19 protein-coding genes and 1 tRNA gene are annotated in these 21,089 nt (G+C 67.4%); 16 read left to right on the top strand and 4 right to left on the bottom strand.

Features of this window, described 5'->3' with window-relative positions; genetic code table 11:
* Window positions 1-97 precede the first annotated feature (97 nt).
* Complete coding sequence (locus AC3IR9_RS11860) at window positions 98-1,414, top strand: SGNH/GDSL hydrolase family protein (protein ID WP_489290951.1); 1,317 nt, start codon at window positions 98-100, stop codon at window positions 1,412-1,414.
* A 3-nt stretch (window positions 1,415-1,417) separates the two neighbouring features.
* Window positions 1,418-2,551 carry an alkene reductase gene (locus AC3IR9_RS11855; protein WP_489290950.1) on the top strand — a complete coding sequence of 378 codons (1,134 nt, stop codon included), beginning with the start codon at window positions 1,418-1,420 and terminating at the stop codon, window positions 2,549-2,551.
* A gap of 149 nt (window positions 2,552-2,700) precedes the next feature.
* On the opposite strand, the gene AC3IR9_RS11850 is transcribed toward AC3IR9_RS11855, so the two are convergent.
* Both AC3IR9_RS11850 and ppsA read right to left on the bottom strand, forming a co-directional pair.
* Window positions 2,701-3,165: an REP-associated tyrosine transposase gene (locus AC3IR9_RS11850; RefSeq protein WP_489290949.1), complete on the bottom strand. Its 465-nt coding sequence runs from the start codon at window positions 3,163-3,165 to the stop codon at window positions 2,701-2,703.
* A gap of 240 nt (window positions 3,166-3,405) precedes the next feature.
* A complete protein-coding gene (gene ppsA / locus AC3IR9_RS11845) occupies window positions 3,406-5,784 on the bottom strand; it encodes a phosphoenolpyruvate synthase (protein WP_489290948.1) in 2,379 nt (792 codons plus the stop codon).
* A gap of 144 nt (window positions 5,785-5,928) precedes the next feature.
* On the opposite strand from ppsA, the gene ppsR reads away from it, so the two are divergent.
* From ppsR to AC3IR9_RS11830, 3 genes are all read left to right on the top strand, one after another.
* Window positions 5,929-6,750: a posphoenolpyruvate synthetase regulatory kinase/phosphorylase PpsR gene (gene ppsR / locus AC3IR9_RS11840; protein WP_489290947.1), complete on the top strand. Its 822-nt coding sequence runs from the start codon at window positions 5,929-5,931 to the stop codon at window positions 6,748-6,750.
* A gap of 118 nt (window positions 6,751-6,868) precedes the next feature.
* Window positions 6,869-7,381 (top strand): DUF1249 domain-containing protein, encoded by a 513-nt coding sequence (locus tag AC3IR9_RS11835; protein WP_489290946.1) that lies wholly within the window; start codon window positions 6,869-6,871, stop codon window positions 7,379-7,381.
* A 67-nt stretch (window positions 7,382-7,448) separates the two neighbouring features.
* On the top strand, window positions 7,449-7,937 hold the full coding sequence (locus AC3IR9_RS11830) for an NUDIX hydrolase (RefSeq protein ID WP_489290945.1): 489 nt from the start codon (window positions 7,449-7,451) through the stop codon (window positions 7,935-7,937).
* A gap of 39 nt (window positions 7,938-7,976) precedes the next feature.
* On the opposite strand, the gene AC3IR9_RS11825 is transcribed toward AC3IR9_RS11830, so the two are convergent.
* Window positions 7,977-8,621 (bottom strand): class I SAM-dependent methyltransferase, encoded by a 645-nt coding sequence (locus tag AC3IR9_RS11825; RefSeq protein WP_489290944.1) that lies wholly within the window; start codon window positions 8,619-8,621, stop codon window positions 7,977-7,979.
* 362 nt (window positions 8,622-8,983) lie between these two features.
* On the opposite strand from AC3IR9_RS11825, the gene AC3IR9_RS11820 reads away from it, so the two are divergent.
* From AC3IR9_RS11820 to AC3IR9_RS11775, 10 genes are all read left to right on the top strand, one after another.
* Complete coding sequence (locus AC3IR9_RS11820; RefSeq protein ID WP_489290943.1) at window positions 8,984-9,598, top strand: CDP-alcohol phosphatidyltransferase family protein; 615 nt, start codon at window positions 8,984-8,986, stop codon at window positions 9,596-9,598.
* A gap of 49 nt (window positions 9,599-9,647) precedes the next feature.
* Window positions 9,648-10,625 carry a class III poly(R)-hydroxyalkanoic acid synthase subunit PhaE gene (phaE, locus tag AC3IR9_RS11815; RefSeq protein WP_489290942.1) on the top strand — a complete coding sequence of 326 codons (978 nt, stop codon included), beginning with the start codon at window positions 9,648-9,650 and terminating at the stop codon, window positions 10,623-10,625.
* The gene (locus AC3IR9_RS11810) at window positions 10,622-11,689 is read left to right on the top strand and encodes a class III poly(R)-hydroxyalkanoic acid synthase subunit PhaC (RefSeq protein ID WP_489290941.1); all 1,068 of its coding nucleotides are present in this window, start codon (window positions 10,622-10,624) and stop codon (window positions 11,687-11,689) included. The genes phaE and AC3IR9_RS11810 overlap by 4 nt, the downstream gene beginning before the upstream one ends.
* Window positions 11,686-12,057, top strand: coding sequence for a YfeK family protein (locus tag AC3IR9_RS11805; protein WP_489290940.1), 372 nt, complete (start codon window positions 11,686-11,688; stop codon window positions 12,055-12,057). Before AC3IR9_RS11810 ends, AC3IR9_RS11805 begins: the two co-directional genes overlap by 4 nt.
* Before the next feature lie 47 nt (window positions 12,058-12,104).
* On the top strand, window positions 12,105-12,308 hold the full coding sequence (locus AC3IR9_RS11800) for a PspC domain-containing protein (RefSeq protein ID WP_489290939.1): 204 nt from the start codon (window positions 12,105-12,107) through the stop codon (window positions 12,306-12,308).
* Entirely contained in the window at window positions 12,305-12,745 is a 441-nt protein-coding gene (locus AC3IR9_RS11795; protein WP_489290938.1) for a hypothetical protein, read from the top strand. The genes AC3IR9_RS11800 and AC3IR9_RS11795 overlap by 4 nt, the downstream gene beginning before the upstream one ends.
* A gap of 158 nt (window positions 12,746-12,903) precedes the next feature.
* Window positions 12,904-13,119, top strand: coding sequence for a hypothetical protein (locus AC3IR9_RS11790; protein ID WP_489290937.1), 216 nt, complete (start codon window positions 12,904-12,906; stop codon window positions 13,117-13,119).
* Window positions 13,120-13,354: 235 nt separating this feature from the next.
* Window positions 13,355-15,733, top strand: coding sequence for a Tex family protein (locus tag AC3IR9_RS11785; protein ID WP_489290936.1), 2,379 nt, complete (start codon window positions 13,355-13,357; stop codon window positions 15,731-15,733).
* 358 nt (window positions 15,734-16,091) lie between these two features.
* Entirely contained in the window at window positions 16,092-18,263 is a 2,172-nt protein-coding gene (locus tag AC3IR9_RS11780) for a PAS domain S-box protein (RefSeq protein WP_489295805.1), read from the top strand.
* Window positions 18,264-18,540: 277 nt separating this feature from the next.
* Entirely contained in the window at window positions 18,541-20,382 is a 1,842-nt protein-coding gene (locus AC3IR9_RS11775; protein WP_489290935.1) for a methyl-accepting chemotaxis protein, read from the top strand.
* 81 nt (window positions 20,383-20,463) lie between these two features.
* Here AC3IR9_RS11775 and AC3IR9_RS11770 read toward each other — a convergent pair.
* Window positions 20,464-20,550 (bottom strand) — tRNA-Leu (locus tag AC3IR9_RS11770).
* A gap of 125 nt (window positions 20,551-20,675) precedes the next feature.
* On the opposite strand from AC3IR9_RS11770, the gene AC3IR9_RS11765 reads away from it, so the two are divergent.
* The gene (locus AC3IR9_RS11765) at window positions 20,676-21,056 is read left to right on the top strand and encodes a response regulator (protein ID WP_489290934.1); all 381 of its coding nucleotides are present in this window, start codon (window positions 20,676-20,678) and stop codon (window positions 21,054-21,056) included.
* The last annotated feature ends 33 nt before the right edge of the window (window positions 21,057-21,089 follow it).

Below are 21,089 nucleotides of genomic sequence, written 5' to 3'. Positions count from 1 at the left end.
CTTGTTGATTTCAAGTCACAAATGTTTTTCCGCAGGGCAGTCTAGTACACGTTGGGGCACCCATTCATCATGGCCTCCCCGATTGTTGGCGCCCCCCATGCCCATGCCTTCCCCACTTCCTGCCGTCGCCACTGCCCTGGTTGCCTCCGCGTTGCTGTTGGGCCCGGTCCATGCCGCTGCGCCGGTACCCTCGGCCTGGATCAGCAGCTGGACGGCCAGCCCGCAGCCGGTGTGGGGCCGCGATTTCCTGTTCCCCAGCAACCTGCCGGCGCAGTTGCAGGACCAGAGCGTGCGCCAGGTGGCGCGGGTGAGCCTGGGCGGGCCGCGGCTGCGCATCGTGCTGTCCAACGCCTATGGCAGGCAGCCGCTGCGCATCGGCAAGGTGACGGTGGGGCTGACCGGCGCGGACGGCGCCGTGGTCGCCGGCAGCCTGCGCGAGGTCCGCTTCGATGGCCAGGCCGGTGCCAGCATCGCAGCGGGCGCGCCCCTGCTCAGCGACCCGGTGGCGTTGCCGGTCCAGGCGCTTGGCCGGGTCACGGTCAGCCTGTACCTGCCCGAGCCCACCCCGATCACCACCTTCCACTGGGATGGCCGCCAGACCGGCTGGATCGCGGCCGGCGACCAGACCGCAACCACGCGCTGGGACCTGGACCGGCCCGGCACCGTATCCACCACCGCGCGTCCGCTGTTGACCGCCATCGAGGTTGAATCGCGGGCAACGGCCCCGGCCCACGCGGTTGCGGTGATCGGCGACTCGATCACCGATGGCGCCACCGCCAGCCTGGACCGCGATACGCGCTGGCCGGACCTGCTGGCCGAGCGCTTGGCACCGCACGCGGTGGCGGTGATCAATGCCGGCATTTCCGGCGGCCGCCTGCTCAGCGGCGGGATGGGCGACAGCGCCTTGGCCAGGCTGCAGCGCGATGCGCTCGGCCAGCCCGGCGTGCACGCCGTGGTGGTGTTGATCGGCATCAACGACATCGCCTGGCCGGGCACCGCATTCGAGCCCACGGCACCGCGTCCGACGCTGGACGCGCTCATGGCCGGCTACCGGCAGCTGGTTGCGCAGGCCCATCGACAGGGCGTGCGGGTGATCGGCATGACCGTGGCGCCGTTCCAAGGCGCGCTGCCGGGCACCCCGCTGGACAATTACTACCACCCCGACAAGGACGCGCTGCGGCACCAGCTCAACGACTGGATCCGTCATGGCGGCGCCTTCGACGCGGTGATCGATGCCGATGCCGTACTGCGCGACCCGCTGCATCCGGCACGCCTGCTTGCCGCCTACGACTCCGGTGACCGGCTGCACCCCGGCGATGCCGGCAACCGCGCCCTGGCCGAGGCGGTGGACCTGGACCTGCTGTTGCCCGACCTCCAACCGGTGTTGGTTCCCCCCTCTTCCCGCAAGGATTGAATCATGTTGTTCACCCCCTATCGCATGGGCGCGCTGATGCTGCCCAACCGTATCGTGATGCCGCCGATGACTCGCTCGCGCGCCGCCGCCGGCAACGTGGCCACGCCGCTGATGGCCGAGTACTACGCCCAGCGTGCCTCGGCCGGGCTGATTGTCAGCGAAGGCACCCAGATCAGCCCGCAGGGCCAGGGCTATGCCTGGACGCCGGGCATCCACGATGCGGCGCAGGTAACCGGCTGGCGCGCCACCACCAATGCGGTTCATGCTGCCGGGGGCCGCATCGTGGCCCAGTTGTGGCACGTGGGCCGGGTGTCGCACACCACCTTGCAGCCCGGCGGTGCCGCACCGGTCTCGTCTTCGGCGCTGCAGGCCGACGGGGTCAAGGTGTTCGTTGATCCGCAGGGCAGGGGCCCGCAGGCCGGGGTCGGCGAAATGATCCAGCACTCGATGCCGCGCGCGCTGGCGGTCGAGGAAATTCCCGGCATCGTGCGCGATTACGCCCGGGCGACACGCAATGCCATCGAGGCCGGTTTCGACGGCATCGAACTGCACGGCGCCAACGGCTACCTGATCAACCAGTTCATCGATTCGCAGGCCAACGCGCGCACCGATGGCTACGGCGGTTCGCTGCACAATCGGCTGCGTTTCCTGCGTGAAGTGGCCGACGCGGTGGCTGCCGAGATCGGTGCCGAACGCGTCGGCGTGCGGCTGGCGCCCCTGACCACCTTGCAGGGTGCGGTCGATGACACCCCGCAGGCCACCTACCTGGCGGCCGCGCACCTGCTGGACAGCATCGGCGTGGGTTACCTGCATATCGCCGAGGCCGATTGGGACGATGCGCCGGAGATGCCGGTGGCGTTCAAGGAGGCGTTGCGCATGCTCTACCGCGGCACCTTGATCTACGCCGGCAAATACACCGTGGAACGCGCCGAAGAGGCACTGGCCAGGGGTTGGGCGGATCTGATTGGCTTCGGCCGGCCATTCATCGCCAACCCGGACCTGCCGGCGCGGCTGCAGCAGGGGCTGGCATTGAACGCGCCGGACAAGGCGACGTTCTTCGGGGGAGCCGAGCAGGGCTTCACCGATTACCCGCCGGCTGAGGACGTTGCCAACGACATGGCGGCCGCAACTGTGTAAACGCGCGGGTGAACGTAGAGCCGACCGTTGGTCGGCTGCTTTCCTGCGGGAACGTAGAGCTGACCGTTGGTCAGCTGCTTTCCGCGCCAACACCCCCTCTACGGATGCATCCGCCGCGCCAAGGCGCGGCAGCCGACCAACGGTCGGCTCTACGGGGCGGTGTGCTCCAGCGGCCACCTGCACCATGAAAATGGATACTGCGCGATGGTATCGACCAGGCCGGCGCGGACCGGGTTGGCAAGGAGGTAGGTGGCCTGGTGGCGAAGGTCTTCGTCGCTGCGCATCGCATGGTCGAAGGATCCAGGTTGCCAGATGCGACCGCTGCGCTGCAGCTGGCGGTTGATCAGCAGGCTGCTGCGCGACTTGAAGCGCCGCATGCAGGCGCCGAGCGAACCGTGCTTGAGCTGCATCAGCCAGTGCACGTGGTCAGGCATGACCACCCAGGCGAGGCTGCATGCCCGTTGCTCCTGTTGCAACGCGTGCAATACCTGCATGACCTGCGCCGCGAGGGCCGGTTGGCCGAAGTAGGGCGTGCGTGCAGCGGTGACGCTGGTCAGCGCATAGACGCTGCCGATGCTGGAACAACGGCCGATGTGGAGGCGCGGGCTGGGCATGCCATCAGGGTGCGCATTGCGAGGGGGCCGGGGTATCAGGTGAGTACGGGCGTGGGTGTCGGGAAGAGGGCGGGTGCGCCGTAGAGCTGACCGTTGGTGGGCTGCTTTCCGCGCCAACACCCCCTCTACGGATGCATCCGCCGCGCCAAGGCGCGGCAGCCGACCAACGGTCGGCTCTACGGGGGGGCAAAACAAAACCCCCGCTTGCGCGGGGGTTTGTCTGTTGCTGCTGCAGCTGGATCAGCCCTTGGCCTTCAGCTTGGCCAGACGCAACCAGGTGTCGACCACGGTGTCCGGGTTCAACGACACCGACTCGATGCCTTCCTGCATCAGCCATTCGGCAAGGTCGGGGTGATCGGACGGGCCCTGGCCGCAGATGCCGACGTACTTGCCCTTGGCGCGTGCCGACTTGATCGCCATCGACAGCAGCTTCTTCACCGCCGGGTTCCGCTCGTCGAACAGGTGCGCGACGATCGACGAATCGCGGTCCAGGCCCAGGGTCAGCTGGGTCAGGTCGTTGGAACCGATCGAGAAGCCGTCGAAGATCTCCAGGAACTCATCGGCGAGCAGTGCATTGGACGGCACTTCGCACATCATGATGATCTTCAGGCCGTTCTCGCCCTGCTTGAGGCCATTCTGTTCGAGCACTTCGACGACCTTGCGGCCTTCTTCCAGCGTGCGCACGAACGGAATCATCACCCACAGGTTGTCCAGGCCCATCTCGTTGCGCACGCGCAGCACGGCCTGGCATTCCAGCGCGAAGGCGGCCGAGAAGCTCGGGTCGACGTAACGGCTGGCGCCGCGGAAGCCGATCATCGGGTTCTCTTCGTGCGGCTCGTAGTTGCTGCCGCCGATCAGGTTGGCGTACTCGTTGGACTTGAAGTCCGACAGGCGCACGATCACCGGGTGCGGCGCCACCGAGGCGGTCAGCGTGGCGATGCCTTCGGCCAGGCGGCCGACATAGAAGCTGACCGGATCGGCGTAACCGGCGATCTTCTCGTCGATCTTTTTCTTGGTCGCCGCATCCTGGCGGTCATATTCCAGCAGCGCGTTGGGATGGATGCCGATGTGGCTGGCGATGATCATTTCCAGGCGGGCCAGGCCGATGCCGGCGTTCGGCAGCTGGCCGAAGTCGAAGGCACGTTCCGGGTTGGCCACGTTCATCATGATCTTCAACGGCGCCGGCGGCATGTTGCCCAGGTCGGTGGTGGTGCGCTCGAAGCCGAGGATGCCTTCGTAGATGAAGCCGGTATCGCCCTCGGCGCAGCTGACCGTCACTTCCTGGCCATCCTGGATGAGGTGGGTCGCGTTGCCCGAACCGACCACCGCCGGCACGCCCAGCTCACGGGCGATGATCGCCGCGTGGCAGGTACGGCCGCCACGGTTGGTGACGATCGCCGAGGCGCGCTTCATCACCGGCTCCCAATCGGGGTCGGTCATGTCGGCAATCAGCACATCGCCGGGCTGCACGCGGGCCATGTCTTCCAGCGAGCGGACCACGCGGGCGGTGCCGGCACCGATCTTGGCACCCACCGCACGGCCTTCGGCCAGCACCTTGCCGTCCTTCTGGTTCAGCGCGAAGCGTTCGATCTGGGTGGCATGGCCACGCGACTTCACCGTCTCCGGGCGCGCCTGGACGATGAACAGCTTGCCGCTCACCCCGTCCTTGGCCCACTCGATGTCCATCGGGCGGCCGTAGTGTTCTTCGATGATCAGCGCCTGCCTGGACAGTTCCTGCACGTCCTCGTCGCTGATGGAGAAGGTGTTGCGCAGTTCGGCCGGGGTGTCTTCGGTGCGCACGCGCTCACCGGGGACATCCGAATACACCATGCGGATTGCCTTGCTGCCCAGCGAGCGGCGCAGGATCGCCGGCTTGCCGGCCTTCAGCGTGGGCTTGTAGACGTAGAACTCATCCGGGTTGACCGCGCCCTGCACGACCATTTCGCCCAGGCCGACCGAGGCGGTCACGAAGACCACGTCGCGGAAGCCCGATTCGGTGTCCAGGGTGAACAGCACGCCGGACGAACCCACGCCGGAGCGCACCATCAGCTGCACGCCCGAGGACAGGAACACGTCTTCGTGCTTGAAGCCGTGGTGGACGCGGTAGGCGATGGCGCGGTCGTTGTACAGCGAGGCGAACACTTCCTTGACCTTGTGCACGACATCGTCGGCGCCGGTCACGTTGAGGAAGGTTTCCTGCTGGCCGGCGAAGGAGGCATCGGGCAGGTCTTCGGCAGTGGCCGACGAACGCACCGCCACGGCCACGTCGCCGCCGCCGTTTTCGTCGCACAGCTGCCGGTAGGCGCTGCGGATGTCCTGGTCCAGCTGCGGCTGCAGCGGGGCATCGATCACCCAGTCGCGGATTTCCTTGCCGGCCACGGTCAGCGCGGCGACATCTTCCACGTCCAGCGTGGCCAGCTTGTCGAAAATGCGCTTGGACAGGTCGTTGTGCGCGATGAAGTCCTTGAAGGCTTCAGCGGTGGTTGCGTAACCGCCGGGGACAGACACCCCCAGCCCGGCGAGATTGCCGATCATTTCGCCCAGCGACGAATTCTTGCCGCCAACGCGGGCCAGGTCGGCCAAGCGCAGTTCGTGCAACCACAGGATATTCTGGTTCAAGCGCGATGCTCCGTTTGGCCATCGCCCGAGGCGGGCTTGGATGGCCACGTCCGTAGGAAGAAGCCGATATGATGCCGGGCAGACCGCTGTCGGCACAAGCTTGTGTCGACGGCTTTTTTAGGCTTCAGAGGGGTTAAATGGCACATGTCGACGATCCGTCCGGTGTTCTACGTGTCCGATGGAACCGGTATCACCGCTGAAACCATTGGGCATAGCCTGTTGACCCAGTTCTCCGGGTTCAGCTTCATTACCGATCGCATGTCCTTCGTCGATGACCCCGAAAAGGCCCGCGAAGCCTGTGAAAGGATCCGCGCGGCGGGGGAGCGCTACCAGGTCCGGCCGATCGTGGTGAGCTCCTGCGTGGACAGCGGGCTGAGCATCATCCTGGCCGAAAGCGGTGGCCTGATGCTGGACGTGTTCGCCCCCTTCATCGAGCCGCTGGAGCGCGAACTGGCGGTCGACCGGCATTCCCGGGTGGGCCAGGCCCACGGCATGGTCGACTTCGAGACCTACCACCGCCGGATCAACGCGATGAACTTCGCGCTGACCCACGATGACGGCATCGCCATCAACTACGACGACGCCGACGTGATCCTGGTGGCGGTGTCGCGGGCCGGCAAGACACCCACCTGCATCTACCTGGCCCTGCATTACGGGGTGCGCGCGGCCAACTACCCGCTCACCGACGAGGACCTGGAGCAGGACCGCCTGCCGCCGCGCCTGCGTCCCTACCGCAAGAAGCTGTTCGGGCTGACCATCGACCCCGACCGGCTGCAGCAGATCCGCCAGGAGCGCCGCCCGAACTCGCGCTACGCCAACCTGGACACCTGCCGCCGCGAGGTGGCTGCGGCCGAGACCATGTTCCGCATGGAGCGCATCCCGACCCTGAGCACCACCCACACCTCCATCGAGGAAATCTCCAGCAAGGTGCTGGGCACGTTGGGGCTGCAGCGGGAAATGTACTGACCGGCCACGCAGGTATCGACCGTGGGTCGATACGCCGCGGCGGGAACCTCGATCATCCGCCTGGATCCGGCGCCCCACAAGGCTGCCGCGTTCAACCGCCACCGTGTAGGATCGACCCATGTCCCCGGCCACGCCCCGCATCGAACGCATCCCCCGGCTCAGTCGCCTGAGCTGGCTGATGGGGCTGTACGCCGAGAACTACCAGCACCTGGTGCGGTTGTTCGCTCCGGCCGACCTGGTGCCGGGCAGCTACGTGTCCTCGGTGGGGGATGGCCTGGACGTGCGCCTAGATGTGATCGAGTGCCACCGCTACACGGTGGAACTGCGCCTGACCTACGACTTCGCCGATCCGGTCACCGGCCAACCGGACCCCTCGGCCTACGTGCGCCTGTACCGCGACGCGCGCCAGGCCGAGACGACCCACTGTTACGTGGGGCGGCGCTGGCAGGACGTGGTGGGCATGTACCCGCCGCCGGCCGAGCTGATCAGCCACCGCATGCGCATGAACACCTTTCTGGGCAAATGGCTGGAGTACCTGGCCGAGCGCGGCCACGGCGTGGCCACGTTGCGGCGCGACGGTGACGCGCTGCCGGCACCGGCCGATACCCGCCGCACCCGCGTGACCGGCTGACCGCGGCAGCAACGGTGCTGCGCGGATCGCGCATAATCGTGGTTTGTTTTCCGTGAGCCTGTGCGTCATGCCCTATACCCCGATCGTGGCCACCCTGGGCTACGTGCTGTCGCCGGACGGCAAGCAAGCGCTGATGATCCACCGTAACGCCCGCCCGGGCGACCTGCACCTGGGCAAGTACAACGGCCTGGGCGGCAAAATGGAGCGTGACGAAGATGCCGCCGCCTGCATGCGCCGCGAGATCCGCGAGGAAGCGGGGATCGAATGCGGCAGCATGCGCCTGCGCGGCACGATCAGCTGGCCAGGTTTCGGCAAGAACGGCGAGGACTGGTTCGGTTTCATTTTCATCATCGATGACTTCACCGGCACACCGCTGACCGCCAATGTCGAGGGCAGCCTGGAGTGGGTCGACCTGGACAAACTCGACACCCTGCCGCTGTGGGAGGGCGATCGCAGCTTCCTGCCGCTGGTATTCGGTGACGACCCGCGCGCCTTCCACGGCGTGATGCCCTACCGCGACGGCGCGATGGAGTCCTGGACCTTTACCCGCCTGTAACCGCCGCCCAGCCGACCGCTACCCGGCATCCCCCCGCCATCACCGCCGCGCCAGCAACAGATGGAAATGCTTCTCCACCTGGCGCCCGTCATTGCTGGTGCCGGTTTCCCAGTGCGCCCGCCACCCGCAGACCCGCAGCCCACTGCTGCGCATGGCCAACTCCACCTCGGCCAACTCATGCAGGTGGAACCCGTGGGCGGTGAAGGGCAGGGTGCGCATGAACGCCGCATCGCCAAACGCCAGGCACAGCCGGCCGCCGGGGCGCAGCACCCGGGCCAGTTCGGCCAGGGCCAGCGCGGGCTGTTCCCAGAAGTACAGGGTGTTCACTGCCAACGCCGCATCGATGCAGGCGTCTTCCAGGTCCAGCGCATGCACATCGCCCAGGCGCACGCCGGCACGGTCATGCAGACCGGCGACGGTCAGGCGGTCCTGCGCGGCATCGACCATGTCCGCCGACACTTCAATGCCCAGGTAGCGGCTGCCCGGCGCACGCAGCAGGTCGCCGGCGAAGGCCGCATTGCCGGGGCCGATCTCCAGCACCTGTTCGCGTGCGGCAACGGCCAGCAGCGCAATCGCGGCCTGGTTCAACGCCCCGTTGCTGCGGTTCATGGATTCGGCCACGGCCAGCGCATGCTCACCGTGGGGATGCCGCAGCTGGGCGGCGAGATGTTCGGGGGAAAGCACGCAGGCAACTCCTGTCGCAGGGGCGGGCAGGACGTAGCGGCGGCGGGTCCACCCGAGAGCATACCGCGCGCTGTTGGGCCCGCGCCGGGTAGCCGGCCGCCAGACAGACATCGGGTGATGAATAAATAACCATCGTCGCGTCTATTGAGACGGACTTGTCCACAGGGGGTGTGGATGACTGGTGCGCAAGTTTGTGGATAAGCGGCGGCAGCCCCCGCCCACCCTTGCTGTCAAGATGGGTGGCCAAAAATTCACCGCTTGTCGTTCCCGCGTGAAGGCCATGGCAACGCCTGCCGAGGTTGCTCTGTCACGGTTCGGCCCGCTCGCGGTACTCTCTTCCGATTGCCGTCAACAGATCCTCCATGAAACGTCACTTCTCGATGCTGCGCGAGTTCCACCTGGCGGACTGGTTCACCCTGGCCAACGCCTTCTGCGGCACCGGCGCGGTGTTCGCCGCGATGCGCTTCCTGCAGGATGGGCAGCGCAGCTACCTGCTGTTCGGCATGGCATTGATCCCGCTGGCCTTCATTTTCGATGCACTGGACGGGCGCATCGCGCGCTGGCGCAAATCCAGCTCGACGCTGGGACGCGAGCTGGATTCGCTGTCGGACATCATCTCCTTCGGCGTGGCCCCCGCCGCGCTGGCCTACGCCTGCGGCATGCAGGGCGGCTGGGATTGGCTGGTGCTCAGCTACTTCGTCTGCTGCGGGGTCAGCCGCCTGGCGCGCTACAACGTCACCGCCGAATCGCTGGCCGGTGAGGGCGACAAGGTGCCGTATTTCGAGGGCACCCCGATTCCCACCAGCCTGGCGCTGGTGGTGGTGCTGGCCATCGCTGCCAGCATGGGCGCGATCGGCCACGACCTGTGGCTGGGGCGCTGGCAGCTGGGCCCGTGGCAGCTGCACCCGATGGTGCTGTTGTTCGCGCTGTCCGGCTCGCTGATGATCAGCAAGACCCTGCGCATTCCCAAGCCATGAGCGGGCGTGCGCCGATGGCAGGGTTCCCGATACGGCTGGGAGAGGGTCGATGAGTACCGCAGGCAGCGGCAGCAATGCCGGCGATGTTGAAGCCTTGGCACGGCAGTATTTCAGTGCGTGGGGCGATGCCCTGCGGCACGCCGCGGTGCCGCCCGGCCAGGCCGGCGCGGAGGGCGGGCAGGGCAACTGGCAGCAGGCGATCGACTGGTGGGCGCAGATGGTCCCCAACACGGCCAGCAGCCCCGCCGACGACGCCGTGCGCCGGTTCCGTGAGCAGGCCGGTGGCTGGTACGGGACCATGCAACAGGTCGCCGCGCAGTTCGCCGGCCAGGATGCCCGCAGTGCCGATGTGGCCCAGGCGTGGCGGACGGCGGTGGAGGGCCAGGGCGACGGCGTGCTGCAGTGGATGCTGCAGGGTGCGCGCGGACATACCCACGCCGATGGCCCGGACCTGATGGCGCTGCTGGAATCGCTGCAGCGCACGCTTGGGCCGTGGATGCAGAGCCCGGCGTTCGGGCCCGGCCGCGAACACCAGGCGCGCTGGCAGGCGCTGCTGCGCGCCCAGCAGGAGTACCAGTCGCATTCGCGCGACTACGTGGACCAGATCAAGCAGGCACTGGACGATGCGTTCACCCTGTTCGAGCAGCGCCTGGCCGAGCACGAGCAGCCGGGCAACCAGCTGACCAGTGCGCGGGCGATGTTCGACCTGTGGATCGAGGCGGCCGAAGAGGCCTACGCCAAGGTCGCGCTGTCCGACGCATTCCAGAAGGTGTTTGCGTCGCTGGGCAATGCGCAGATGCGCCTGCGTGGCGCGGCCCAGCAGGAGATCGAACGCGCCTGCGAGGCGATCGGCATGCCTACCCGCACCGAGATGGATACCGCGCACCGTCGCATTGCCGAGCTGGAACGGCTGGTGCGGCGCATGGCTGCGGCGACCGCGCCCGCCGGCAAGGCGCCCGGGACGGCGACAAAGAAGGCGGCCAGGAAGACTGGCAAGACCCCTGCCGCACCGAAGCGCAGCCCATGAAAGGGCCGCTGGGCTTCAACGCCGAAGACCTGCTGCAGGAAACCCTGGCCATGCAGCGCAAGCTGCTGGACGGGCTGGCGCTGCTGCCGACGGTGGACGACGTCGACTACGGCAGCACCGCGCGCGAGGAAGTCTGGCGCGACGGCAAGGTGGTGCTGTATCGCTTCGTCGGTACCCAGCCCCCCGTGCATGCCACCCCGCTGCTGATCGTCTACGCGCTGGTCAACCGGCCCTACATGGTCGACCTGCAGGCCGACCGCTCGCTGGTGCAGCGGTTGCTGGCGCTGGGCCATGACGTCTACGTGCTGGACTGGGGCTATCCGGACCGCTCCGAGCGCTACCAGACCCTGGAAGACTACCTGCTGCGTTTTATCGACGGCGCGGTGGACCACCTGCAGGCGCAGTCCGGCGCGCCGATCAACATGCTCGGCATCTGCCAGGGCGGTGTGTTCGCGCTGTGCTACGCCGCGTTGCGCCAGCCCAAGCTGGCCAACCTGATCACCATGGTCACGCCGGTGGATTTCCAGACCCCGGACAACATGCTGTCGCACTGGGCACGGCAGGTGGATGTGGACCTGCTGGTGGACACGCTGGGCAACATCCCGGCCGACCTGATGAATGCCAGTTACCTCATGCTCAAGCCGTTCCGGCTCAACGTGCAGAAGTACGTGGGCCTGCTCGACATCCTCGATGACAAGGCCGCGCTGGAAGATTTCCTGCGCATGGAAAAGTGGATCTTCGATTCGCCCGACCTGGCCGGGGAAACCTTCCGCGACTTCATCAAGCAGTTCTACCAGGGCAACGGGCTGATGCACGACGGCGTGCGGATCGGCGAGGACACCGTGCAACTGCACCAGGTGACCCTGCCGGTATTGAACATCTACGCCGAACAGGACCACCTGGTGCCGCCGGATGCGTCACGTGCGATGCGTGGCCGGATCGGCAGCACCGACTACACCGAAAGCAGTTTCCGCGGCGGCCACATCGGTATTTATGTTTCCGGCCGTGCCCAGCGCGAGGTGCCCGGTACCATTACCGATTGGTTGAAGGAACGATCGTCATGACCCCTCGTCTTGTCAGTGCCCTGGCTATCGGCCTGTTGGCCGCCGCCGGCGCCAGCGCCGCGCCGAACGACACCGCCCGCCGCGAAATCGCCGGCCTGATCGGCGCCCTGGACGGCTCCAGTTGCCGCTTCCAGCGCAACGGCAGCTGGCACGATGCCGCCGAAGCGCGCGCGCACCTGCAGCGCAAGTACGACTACCTGCTGAAGAAGGACAAGGTGGACACCGCCGAGCAGTTCATCGAGCGTGCCGCCAGCCAGAGCAGCATCAGTGGCAAGCCCTACCGCATCGCCTGCCCGGGCCAGCCTGAACAGAGCGCGGCGGCCTGGTTCGGGGCAACGCTCAAGACCCTGCGTCCACGCACGCCGTAGACACCCCCCGCGCTAGAGTGCGCGCTCCACAGCCGGAGACCTTCGCCATGAACGCTACCCCGCGGACCCTGTCGCGCTCGCTCAACGACCGCATGATCGCCGGCGTGATGGGCGGCATCGCGCATCGCTTCGGCTGGAGCGCGACCCTGGTGCGGGTGCTGTTCGTGGTGGTCTCGCTGCTGTCGGCCGCGTTCCCCGGCATCCTGGTCTACCTGATCCTGTGGCTGTTGATTCCCAACGAGGCCGATTGAGCCTGCCGCCGCTGGCGCTGCGCGTCCTGCAGGGGCTGGGCGCGCTATGGACCGTGCCCAACACCCTGATCGGCCTGCTCGGCGGCCTGGCCGGCATGGTGGCCGGTGCGCGCCCGTCGTGGAATCGCCGCGACCTGGCCATCGTGTTCCGTGACTGGCCCTGGGGGCCGGGCGGGGCGATCACCCTGGGCAACGTCATCCTGCATACCGGGCCCACGCTCGACGTGCCGTGCCGCACCTACGCCCACCAGGCCGGACATTGCACCGAGCCGGTGATCGGCCTGCACGACCATGAGCGAGCGCATGTCTACCAATACCTCGTGCTGGGCCCGTTGTACCTGCCGGTCTATCTGCTGTGCGGCGGGGTCAGCGCGCGCAATCCGTTCGAGCGCGCCGCCGATGTGTACGCGATGACCGGGCGCGGCTGGTGGCCGTGAGGCAGGCGTCGCGTTAATTTTATGTAAGAAAAGCGCACGCAACGCGGCGTCATCTGCATGCAAACAATGGTTATTAGGCTGAATGACCCACCAGTCAGGTTGGGCGCGGTAAGCTGCAGTCTGTTGCATGCACGATGCTTTTTGGAGGAACACATCACATGGCAATCGTTCTTTATGTCGGTGGTAGCAAGGATGGCGACAAAGGATTGGTACCCCACGGTTTCAGCAAGTCCCGGGCCGATACCGACACCGGGCCGGAGATCTACACCGAGCGGTTCATGGAACTGCCGGGCATCGGCAGGATCCGGGTAATGGCGCTGGAATCGATGCGCGACGAGATCGTCCACCAGCGCACCGCGCAGCATTACCGTTGAAGCCGCGTAGAGCCGGGCTCTGCCCGGCTGTCCGTATACCCCGACCGTACCGAGGAGCCGGCCAGCGGCCGGCACTACCGTTGGCGATCCAACCGTCATGAGGCGCCGGGCAGAGCCCGGCTCTACACCCTGCACCCGCGGGCGACAGGTTCGCCCCCCGCTGTCAACGCCTTCCCCCCGCCGCCGCGCATTGCCACAATCGGGACTTTCCGTACTGCGGCTCCGGCCGGAAGCAATGCCTGACATCAAGCTCGCCCAGCAGATCGCCCAGACCATCGCCGATGAAATCGGCGCCCAGCCTGCCCAGGCCCGTGCGGCCATCGCGCTCCTCGACGAAGGCGCCAGCGTCCCGTTCATCGCCCGCTACCGCAAGGAAGTCACCGGCGGTCTGGATGATACCCAGCTGCGCAACCTGGAAACCCGCCTGACCTACCTGCGCGAACTGGAAGACCGCCGCGCCGCGGTGCTGTCCAGCATCGACGAGCAGGGCAAGCTCAGCGACGCACTGCGCAACGACATTCTCGGTGCCGACACCAAGTCGCGGCTGGAAGATCTGTACCTGCCCTACAAACCCAAGCGTCGCACCCGCGCCCAGATCGCCCGCGAAGCCGGGCTGGAGCCGCTGGCCGACGGCCTGTTGGCCGATCCCACCCGCGATCCGCAGGCAGTCGCCGCCGGGTTTGTCGATATCGACAAGGGCGTGGCCGACACCAAGGCCGCGCTCGAAGGTGCCCGCGCGATCCTGATGGAACGCTGGGGCGAAGACGCCGCCCTGGTCGGTGAACTGCGCAGCTGGCTGGGCGAGCACGGGGTGATCCGCGCGCGCGTGGCCGACGGCAAGGAAGAGCAGGGCGCCAAGTACCGCGACTATTTCGACCATGCCGAGGCCTTGGCGAAGATTCCCTCGCACCGGCTGCTGGCGCTGTTCCGTGCGCGCCGTGAAGAGATCCTGTTGCTGGAACTGGACCCGGGCAAGGAGCCCGACGCGGGCCACCAGTACGCCGAAGGCCGGGTGGCGTTCAAGGCCGGCATTGCCGATGCCGGGCGCCCGGGCGACCGCTGGCTGCTCGATGCCTGCCGCCTGACCTGGCGCGCCAAGCTGCACATGCACCTGCTGCTGGATCTGTTCAACCAGGCCCGCGAGAAGGCCGAGGCCGAGGCGATCGCGGTGTTCGGCGACAACCTCAAGGACCTGTTGCTGTCCGCACCGGCCGGCCCCAAGGCCGTGCTCGGGCTGGACCCGGGCATCCGCACCGGCTGCAAGATCGCCGTGGTCGATGCCACCGGCAAGGTGGTGGCCACCGATACCATCTACCCGCATGAACCCCGCCGCCAGTGGGACCAGTCGCTGCACACCCTCAAGCAGCTGTGCGTGCAGCACAACGTCGACCTGATCGCGGTCGGCAACGGCACCGCCAGCCGCGAAACCGACAAGCTGGCCGGTGAGGTGATCAAGGCACTGGGCGAGACCACGCTGCAGAAGATCGTGGTCAGCGAAGCCGGTGCGTCGGTGTACTCGGCCTCCGAGTTGGCGGCCAGGGAGTTCCCGAACCTGGACGTGTCGATCCGCGGCGCGGTATCCATTGCACGGCGCCTGCAGGATCCGTTGGCCGAGCTGGTCAAGATCGACCCCAAGGCGATCGGCGTGGGCCAATACCAGCACGACGTGGACCAGTACCGCCTGGCACGCGCGCTGGATGCCCGCGTGGAAGACTGCGTCAACGCGGTCGGCGTGCACGTCAACACCGCGTCGGCCGCGCTGCTGACGCGGGTGTCCGGGTTGTCGGCCAGCGTGGCCGAGAACATCGTCCGCCACCGCGACGACAACGGTCCCTTCAAGCGCCGCAAGGACCTGCTCAAGGTGCCGCGACTGGGCGACAAGACCTTCGAGCAGTGCGCCGGCTTCCTGCGCATCGCCGACGGCGACCAGCCGCTGGATGCCTCCTCGGTGCATCCCGAAGCGTATCCGGTGGTCGAGCGCATCGTGGCCGCCACCGCGCGCCCGATCAAGGCGCTGATTGGCGATGGCAGCTTCCTGCGGGGGCTCAAGGCCGAACAGTTCACCGATGACACCTTCGGCGTGCCGACCGTGCGCGACATCCTCAAGGAACTGGAAAAGCCCGGCCGCGATCCGCGCCCCGAGTTCAAGGCCGCGCGTTTTGCCGACGGCGTCGAGCAGATCAAGGACCTGGTGCCGGGCATGATCCTGGAAGGCGTGGTCAGCAACGTGGCAGCGTTCGGTGCCTTCGTCGACATCGGCGTGCACCAGGATGGCCTGATCCACATCTCGGCGCTGTCGGACACCTACGTGAAGGACCCGCGCGAGGTGGTCAAGGCCGGCGACATCGTCAAGGTCAAGGTGCTGGAGGTCGACGTGGCGCGCAAACGCATCGCCCTGACCCGTCGGCTGGACGACAGCCCGGCCCCGGCCAAGGCCCCCGGCGAGCGCGACACGCGCCCGGCCGGGGCTGGTCGGCGTGATGGTGGCGGTGGCGGTGGCGGCCAGCGCAATGCCGGCCGGGGCGGGCCGTCCGGCCCGCGTCCGGGCAGTGCGGCCGCGCCGGCCAACAATGCCCTGGCCGACGCCTTCGCGCGCGCCAAACGCGGCGGCTGACCGGCCCGCGGTCCGCAGCGCAGGCCGCCATCCCACCCGGATGGCAGCCTGCGCGTCTGCCCGAGCCCGGCCGCCACGGCCGGCCGCGGTTGCCGTTGCCGGCCCTGGCAAGGCGCTCGCCGAGGGGGCCGGCAGGCGCCGGTGTCGCCTCGGCACTTCTGGTTTGACGCCGGTTTAAGCACACTCCCCGTTGAATGGCCGGGTCGGCCGCATGGCCGATGCCTCGGGGAGGGCAGATGACACAGCGCGATGCAGTGGAAGGCGTGCCGGGCGATGCCCTGGCCGGGCGTCGGCGTGCCTGCCCGTCACGGGCGTGCCCATGAGTACCGGGCCACTCCCCGACGCGGGCGATGAGGGCATGGTCGCGGCACTGCGCGAGGCCAACGCGCAGCGTCGGCGCCTGGAAATGATCATCGAAGGCACCGCCGCCGGCACCTGGGAATGGAACATCCAGGACGGGCGGATGTGGGTCAACGAGCGCTGGGCGCAGATCATCGGCTACACCCGCGATGGCTTGGCGCCGATCACCCCGGAGACCTTCTTCCGGCTGGTCCATCCCGACGACCTGGCGCAGTCCAACGCCCTGCTCACCGAACACCTGGAAGGGCGCTCGCCGCATTACGACAGCCTGTGCCGGATGCGGCACAAGGACGGCCACTGGATCTGGGTGCAGGATCGCGGCCGCGTCTACGAATGGGATGCGCACGGCCGACCGTTGTGGATGGCCGGTGCGCACGCCGATGTCAGCGACCTGCAGAACGCGCGCCAGGATGCGGCCAACATGCGCCAGCGGCTGCAGGCAGTGGTCGATGCCTCCGATGAAGTGGCGGTGATCGCCACCGACGTCGCTGGCGTGGTGACGTTGTTCAACAGCGGCGCGCAGAAGCTGCTCGGCTACAGCGCCGAGGAGGTGATCGGGCGGGTCAGCCCGGGCCAGTTCCACGACCCGGAGGAAATGCGCGCCTACCTGTGCCTGCAGGCCGATGCCGACGGGCGCGTGCCGACCATCTTCGAGGCGTTGATTGCACACGCGGCCACCGGTACCTGGTCGCACCAGTGGACGTTCCTGCGCAAGGATGGCGGTCGCCGCCAGGTGCGGCTCTCGATCAGCCCGCTGGACGGCGCCGGCGGTGCGCGTATCGGCTATGTCGGCATGGCGGTGGATATCACCCCCCTGCTGGAAGTGCGCGAGCAGGCCTACCTGGCGGCGGAAAAGTTCGCCGGGGCATTTTCCTCGGCTGCGCTGGGCATGGCCCTGGTCTCGCTGGAAGGGCGCTGGCTGGACGTCAACGATGCGCTGTGCGGGATCCTCGGGTACACCCGTGCCGAACTGCTGGCGGCCGACTTCCAGACGCTCACCCACGCCGACGACCTCAACGCCGACCTGGTCCTGCTCGATGAACTGCTGGTCGGACGTTGCGATCACTACCACATGGACAAACGCTACCTGGGCAAGGCCGGCAACGTGGTCTGGGGCCGCCTGTCGGTATCGCTGGTGCGCGCCGAGAACGGCGAACCGCTGCACTTCGTGTCGCAGATCCAGGACGTCACCGCGCAACGCCATGGCGGCCAGCAACTGCGTGAATCCGAACAGCGCACCCGCATTACCCTCGATGCGGTGGTCGACATGGTATTGACCCTGGACCTGCAGGGCCGCATCCAGTACGCCAACGCGGCCGCGACACGCGCGCTGGTCGGTGCCGATGCCGCGCCGCTGACCCATGGCCAGGTGCAGGACGTGATGGAGTTGACCACCGAGTACGCGCCACGCTCGCCCCTGGACATCGCGGTGCTGCTGGACCCGGACAGCAATGCGGTCGACCTGCACTCGGACCTGCTGCTGTCGGTCGGCGCGCAACTGCTGCCGGTCGATGTCACCCGCGCCTGGCTGCGCGGCGAGGACGGTGAGGTGAGCGGGGCGGTCTGGGTGATCCGTGACGTCACCCAGCAGCGTGCCCGCCAGCGCGAGGCACGCCACCTGGCCGAAGTGGACCCGCTGACCGAGCTGAGCAACCGGCGAGGCTTCGAGGCGCACCTGCAGCAGGCCATCACCCGCGTCGCACGCACCGGCCAGTCGGCCTCGCTGATGTTCATCGACCTGGACAATTTCAAGCCGATCAACGACAACCACGGCCACCTGGCCGGTGATGCGATGCTGTGGGCGGTGGCCAGCGTGCTGCGCCACGGGGTGCGCGACTCGGACATCGTGGCCCGGCTGGGGGGCGATGAGTTCGCGGTGATCCTGGCCGGCTGCTCGCTCAAACGTGCGCGCCGCATCGTCAGTGACCTGCTTGAATCGGTACGGGGGCTGTCCATTCCCTGGGACCTCAAACGCTTGAGCGTGGGTGCCAGCATCGGCATCGCCGCGATCGGCGCGGGCATGAGCGTGGACGATGCGGTGGCCGCCGCCGACGCCCAGTGCTACCGGGCCAAGGCACTGGGCAGGAACAACGTGCAGGTGGAGACGGCGGGCATCGAAGGCCTGGACCCGCTGGATGCCGTGGAAGGCGGTGAAGGCGGCGAGGGCTGAGCGGCACGCCTGGCTAAAGTTCTCTTTCCGCGCGTCGATATCCCTATTGGACCCACTCTCTGGTGGTTCCGCGCGGGTCCTGGATTGCCTCCTCGCGGGGTCCGGGCCGCACGCCTTTGCAGCAGCCTGGCTTCACCATGGCAGGACCCTGGTTGTAGAAGTCGCTGTAGCGACGTCATCCCCACTGACGTCCGCGTAAGTCCCCCAGCTAAACGATATGCCGCCGGGCGAGCTGCTCGACGGATCCCAACAGCTAACGGGCACCGAGGATCAGATGATGCTTACTTCAGGCATGCATGCGCATGTGCAGGGACGTACCGACGCCGACGCCGATTCCGGGCGATCGCTGTGGCAGGCCTTGGCCGCCCCCTTCGTGTCACGCCGCCACGCGCGCCAGTCCCTGGCCGTGCAGGGGCGGCGCCGCCAGGCCGAGCTGGAGGCCCAGGTGGCCGCCCTGCACCGGGTGCAGGCGGTGATCGAGTTCGACCTGGACGGGACCATCCTGCAGGCCAACGACAATTTCCTGCAGGCGCTGGGCTACCGCCTGGAGGAAGTGCAGGGCAGGCACCACGCGATGTTCGTCGATGCCGCGTTTGCGCAGGGCCAGGAATACCGCGATTTCTGGGCACGGCTGGGCCGTGGCGAGTTCGATGCCGGGCAGTACCGTCGGCTCGGCAAGGGCGGGCGCGAGATCTGGATCCAGGCTTCCTACAACCCGGTGCTGGATGCCGGCGGGCGGCCTTACAAGGTGGTCAAGTTCGCCACCGACATCACCGCGCAGATGCAGCAGGCCGCCGACGTCGCCGGCCAGCTGGCGGCGATCAACAAGTCGCAGGCGGTGATCGAGTTCAGCCTGGACGGGCGCATCCTGTCGGCCAACGAGAATTTCCTCGCCACCACCGGCTACACGCTGGAGGAGGTGCGTGGCCAGCATCATGCCCTGTTCGTGGATGCGGACTATCGGCAGAGCCCGGAGTACCGCCAGTTCTGGGACAAGCTCGGGCGGGGCGAGTACGACGCCGGGCAGTACCGACGGCTCGGCAAGGGCGGGCGCGAGGTGTGGATCCAGGCCTCCTACAACCCGATCTTCGACGTGAACGGCCGCCCCTTCAAAGTGGTGAAGTACGCCACCGACATCACCGCGCAGGTGCGTGACAGCCAGGCCATGCAGATCGCCGTCGCGCAGACCCGCGAGGTGGTGGCGGCGGCCAAGGGCGGCGATCTCACCGGGCATATCGCCACGGCCGACAAGAGCGGGCCGATCGCCGAACTATGCGAGGGCATCAACGCCCTGGTCGATGCGATGGCCTCGATCATCACCCAGATCAAGTTTGCCGCCGACACCATCGCGGTGGGTGCCAGCGAGATCGCCGAGGGCAACACCGACCTGTCGGTACGCACCGAGCAGCAGGCCGCCTCGCTGGAAGAAACCGCCGTGTCGATGAAGGGGCTGACCGCCACCGTGCAGCAGACCGCCGCCAACGCCCGCCAGGCCAGCGAGCTGGCCAGCGGCGCGGTGGATGTTGCCGCACAGGGCGGCCACGTGGTCCAGGAGGTGGTCGCCACCATGGCGCTGATCAACGAATCGTCGCGCCGCATCGTGGACATCATCGGGGTCATCGACGGTATCGCCTTCCAGACCAACATCCTGGCACTCAACGCGGCCGTGGAAGCGGCGCGCGCCGGCGACCACGGCCGCGGCTTTGCGGTGGTCGCCACGGAAATCCGTTCGCTGTCACAGCGCTCGGCCAGTGCGGCCAAGGAGATCAAGCAGCTGATCGGCGACTCGGTGGAGAAGGTCGGTACCGGCACCGGGCAGGTGGAGAGTGCGGGCCGCACGATGGACGACATCGTGGTCAACGTGAAGCGGGTCAGTGCGTTGATCACCGAGATCAGCGCCGTGGCCCAGCAGCAGAGCGACAGCATCGGCCAGATCAACCAGGCGGTGGACCACATCGACGAAGGCACCCAGCAGAATGCCGCGCTGGTGGAAGAGGCCTCGGCGGCGGCCCGCAGCATGGAGGAGCAGGCCACGCAGCTGCTGCAGACCGTGGCCGCGTTCCGGGTGGACGCCGGTGCGCCACGCCACGCCGGCCAGCCGGTGCTGCGGGTGGTGTGACGGTGGGGGTGTCGAGGGAGTGCCGGGGGGCGGCATGAACGCAAAAGGCCAGATCTCTCGATCTGGCCTTTGCAATTCCATTGGTGCCGAAGGTGGGACTCGAACCCACACGCTTTTAAAGGCGGCGGATTTTGAGTCCGCTGCGTCTACCGATTCCGCCACTTCGGCTGGCTGGCCGCGTAGTGTATACAAAATGTGGACGTTTGTGCAGACCTGAACGCTTCAACCATGACCCGGCCGTCATCCTGCCGGAACGCTATAATCATCGCGCTGAACCATACAGGGAGCCGGGGATGAGCGCATTGCAGGATCTGCGGGTACTGGTGATCGAAAACGACGAGATGAGTGCGGCCCTGCTGCAGATGCAGCTGGTGCAGTCCGGCGCTGTGGTCGTCGGGTTGGCCGCATCGGTTGCCGAGTCGTTGCGCCTGCTGGATGAAACCCAGCCGCAGGTGGCACTGCTGGATTATCGGCTGGCCAACAATGAAACCAGTGAAGCGGTTGCCGCCGCCTTGAGCGCACGCGGCATTCCGTTCGTGCTGGCCACCGGCATGGCGCCGGACCATCTGCCCGAGTCCTTCCGCAATGGGGTGCTGCTCAGCAAGCCCTACCTGACCGCGGAATTGAACGCCGCGCTGGCGCGCGCGCTGCAGGGCGATTCGGTCGCCAGCTGAGGGGCCGGTGACGCATCGGTGATGGCCGCAAAT

Source organism: Stenotrophomonas sp. GL_101 (assembly GCF_057835675.1).
The sequence above is the reverse complement of the archived record's forward strand: the minus strand, read 5'-3'. Positions and strand labels throughout refer to the sequence as shown.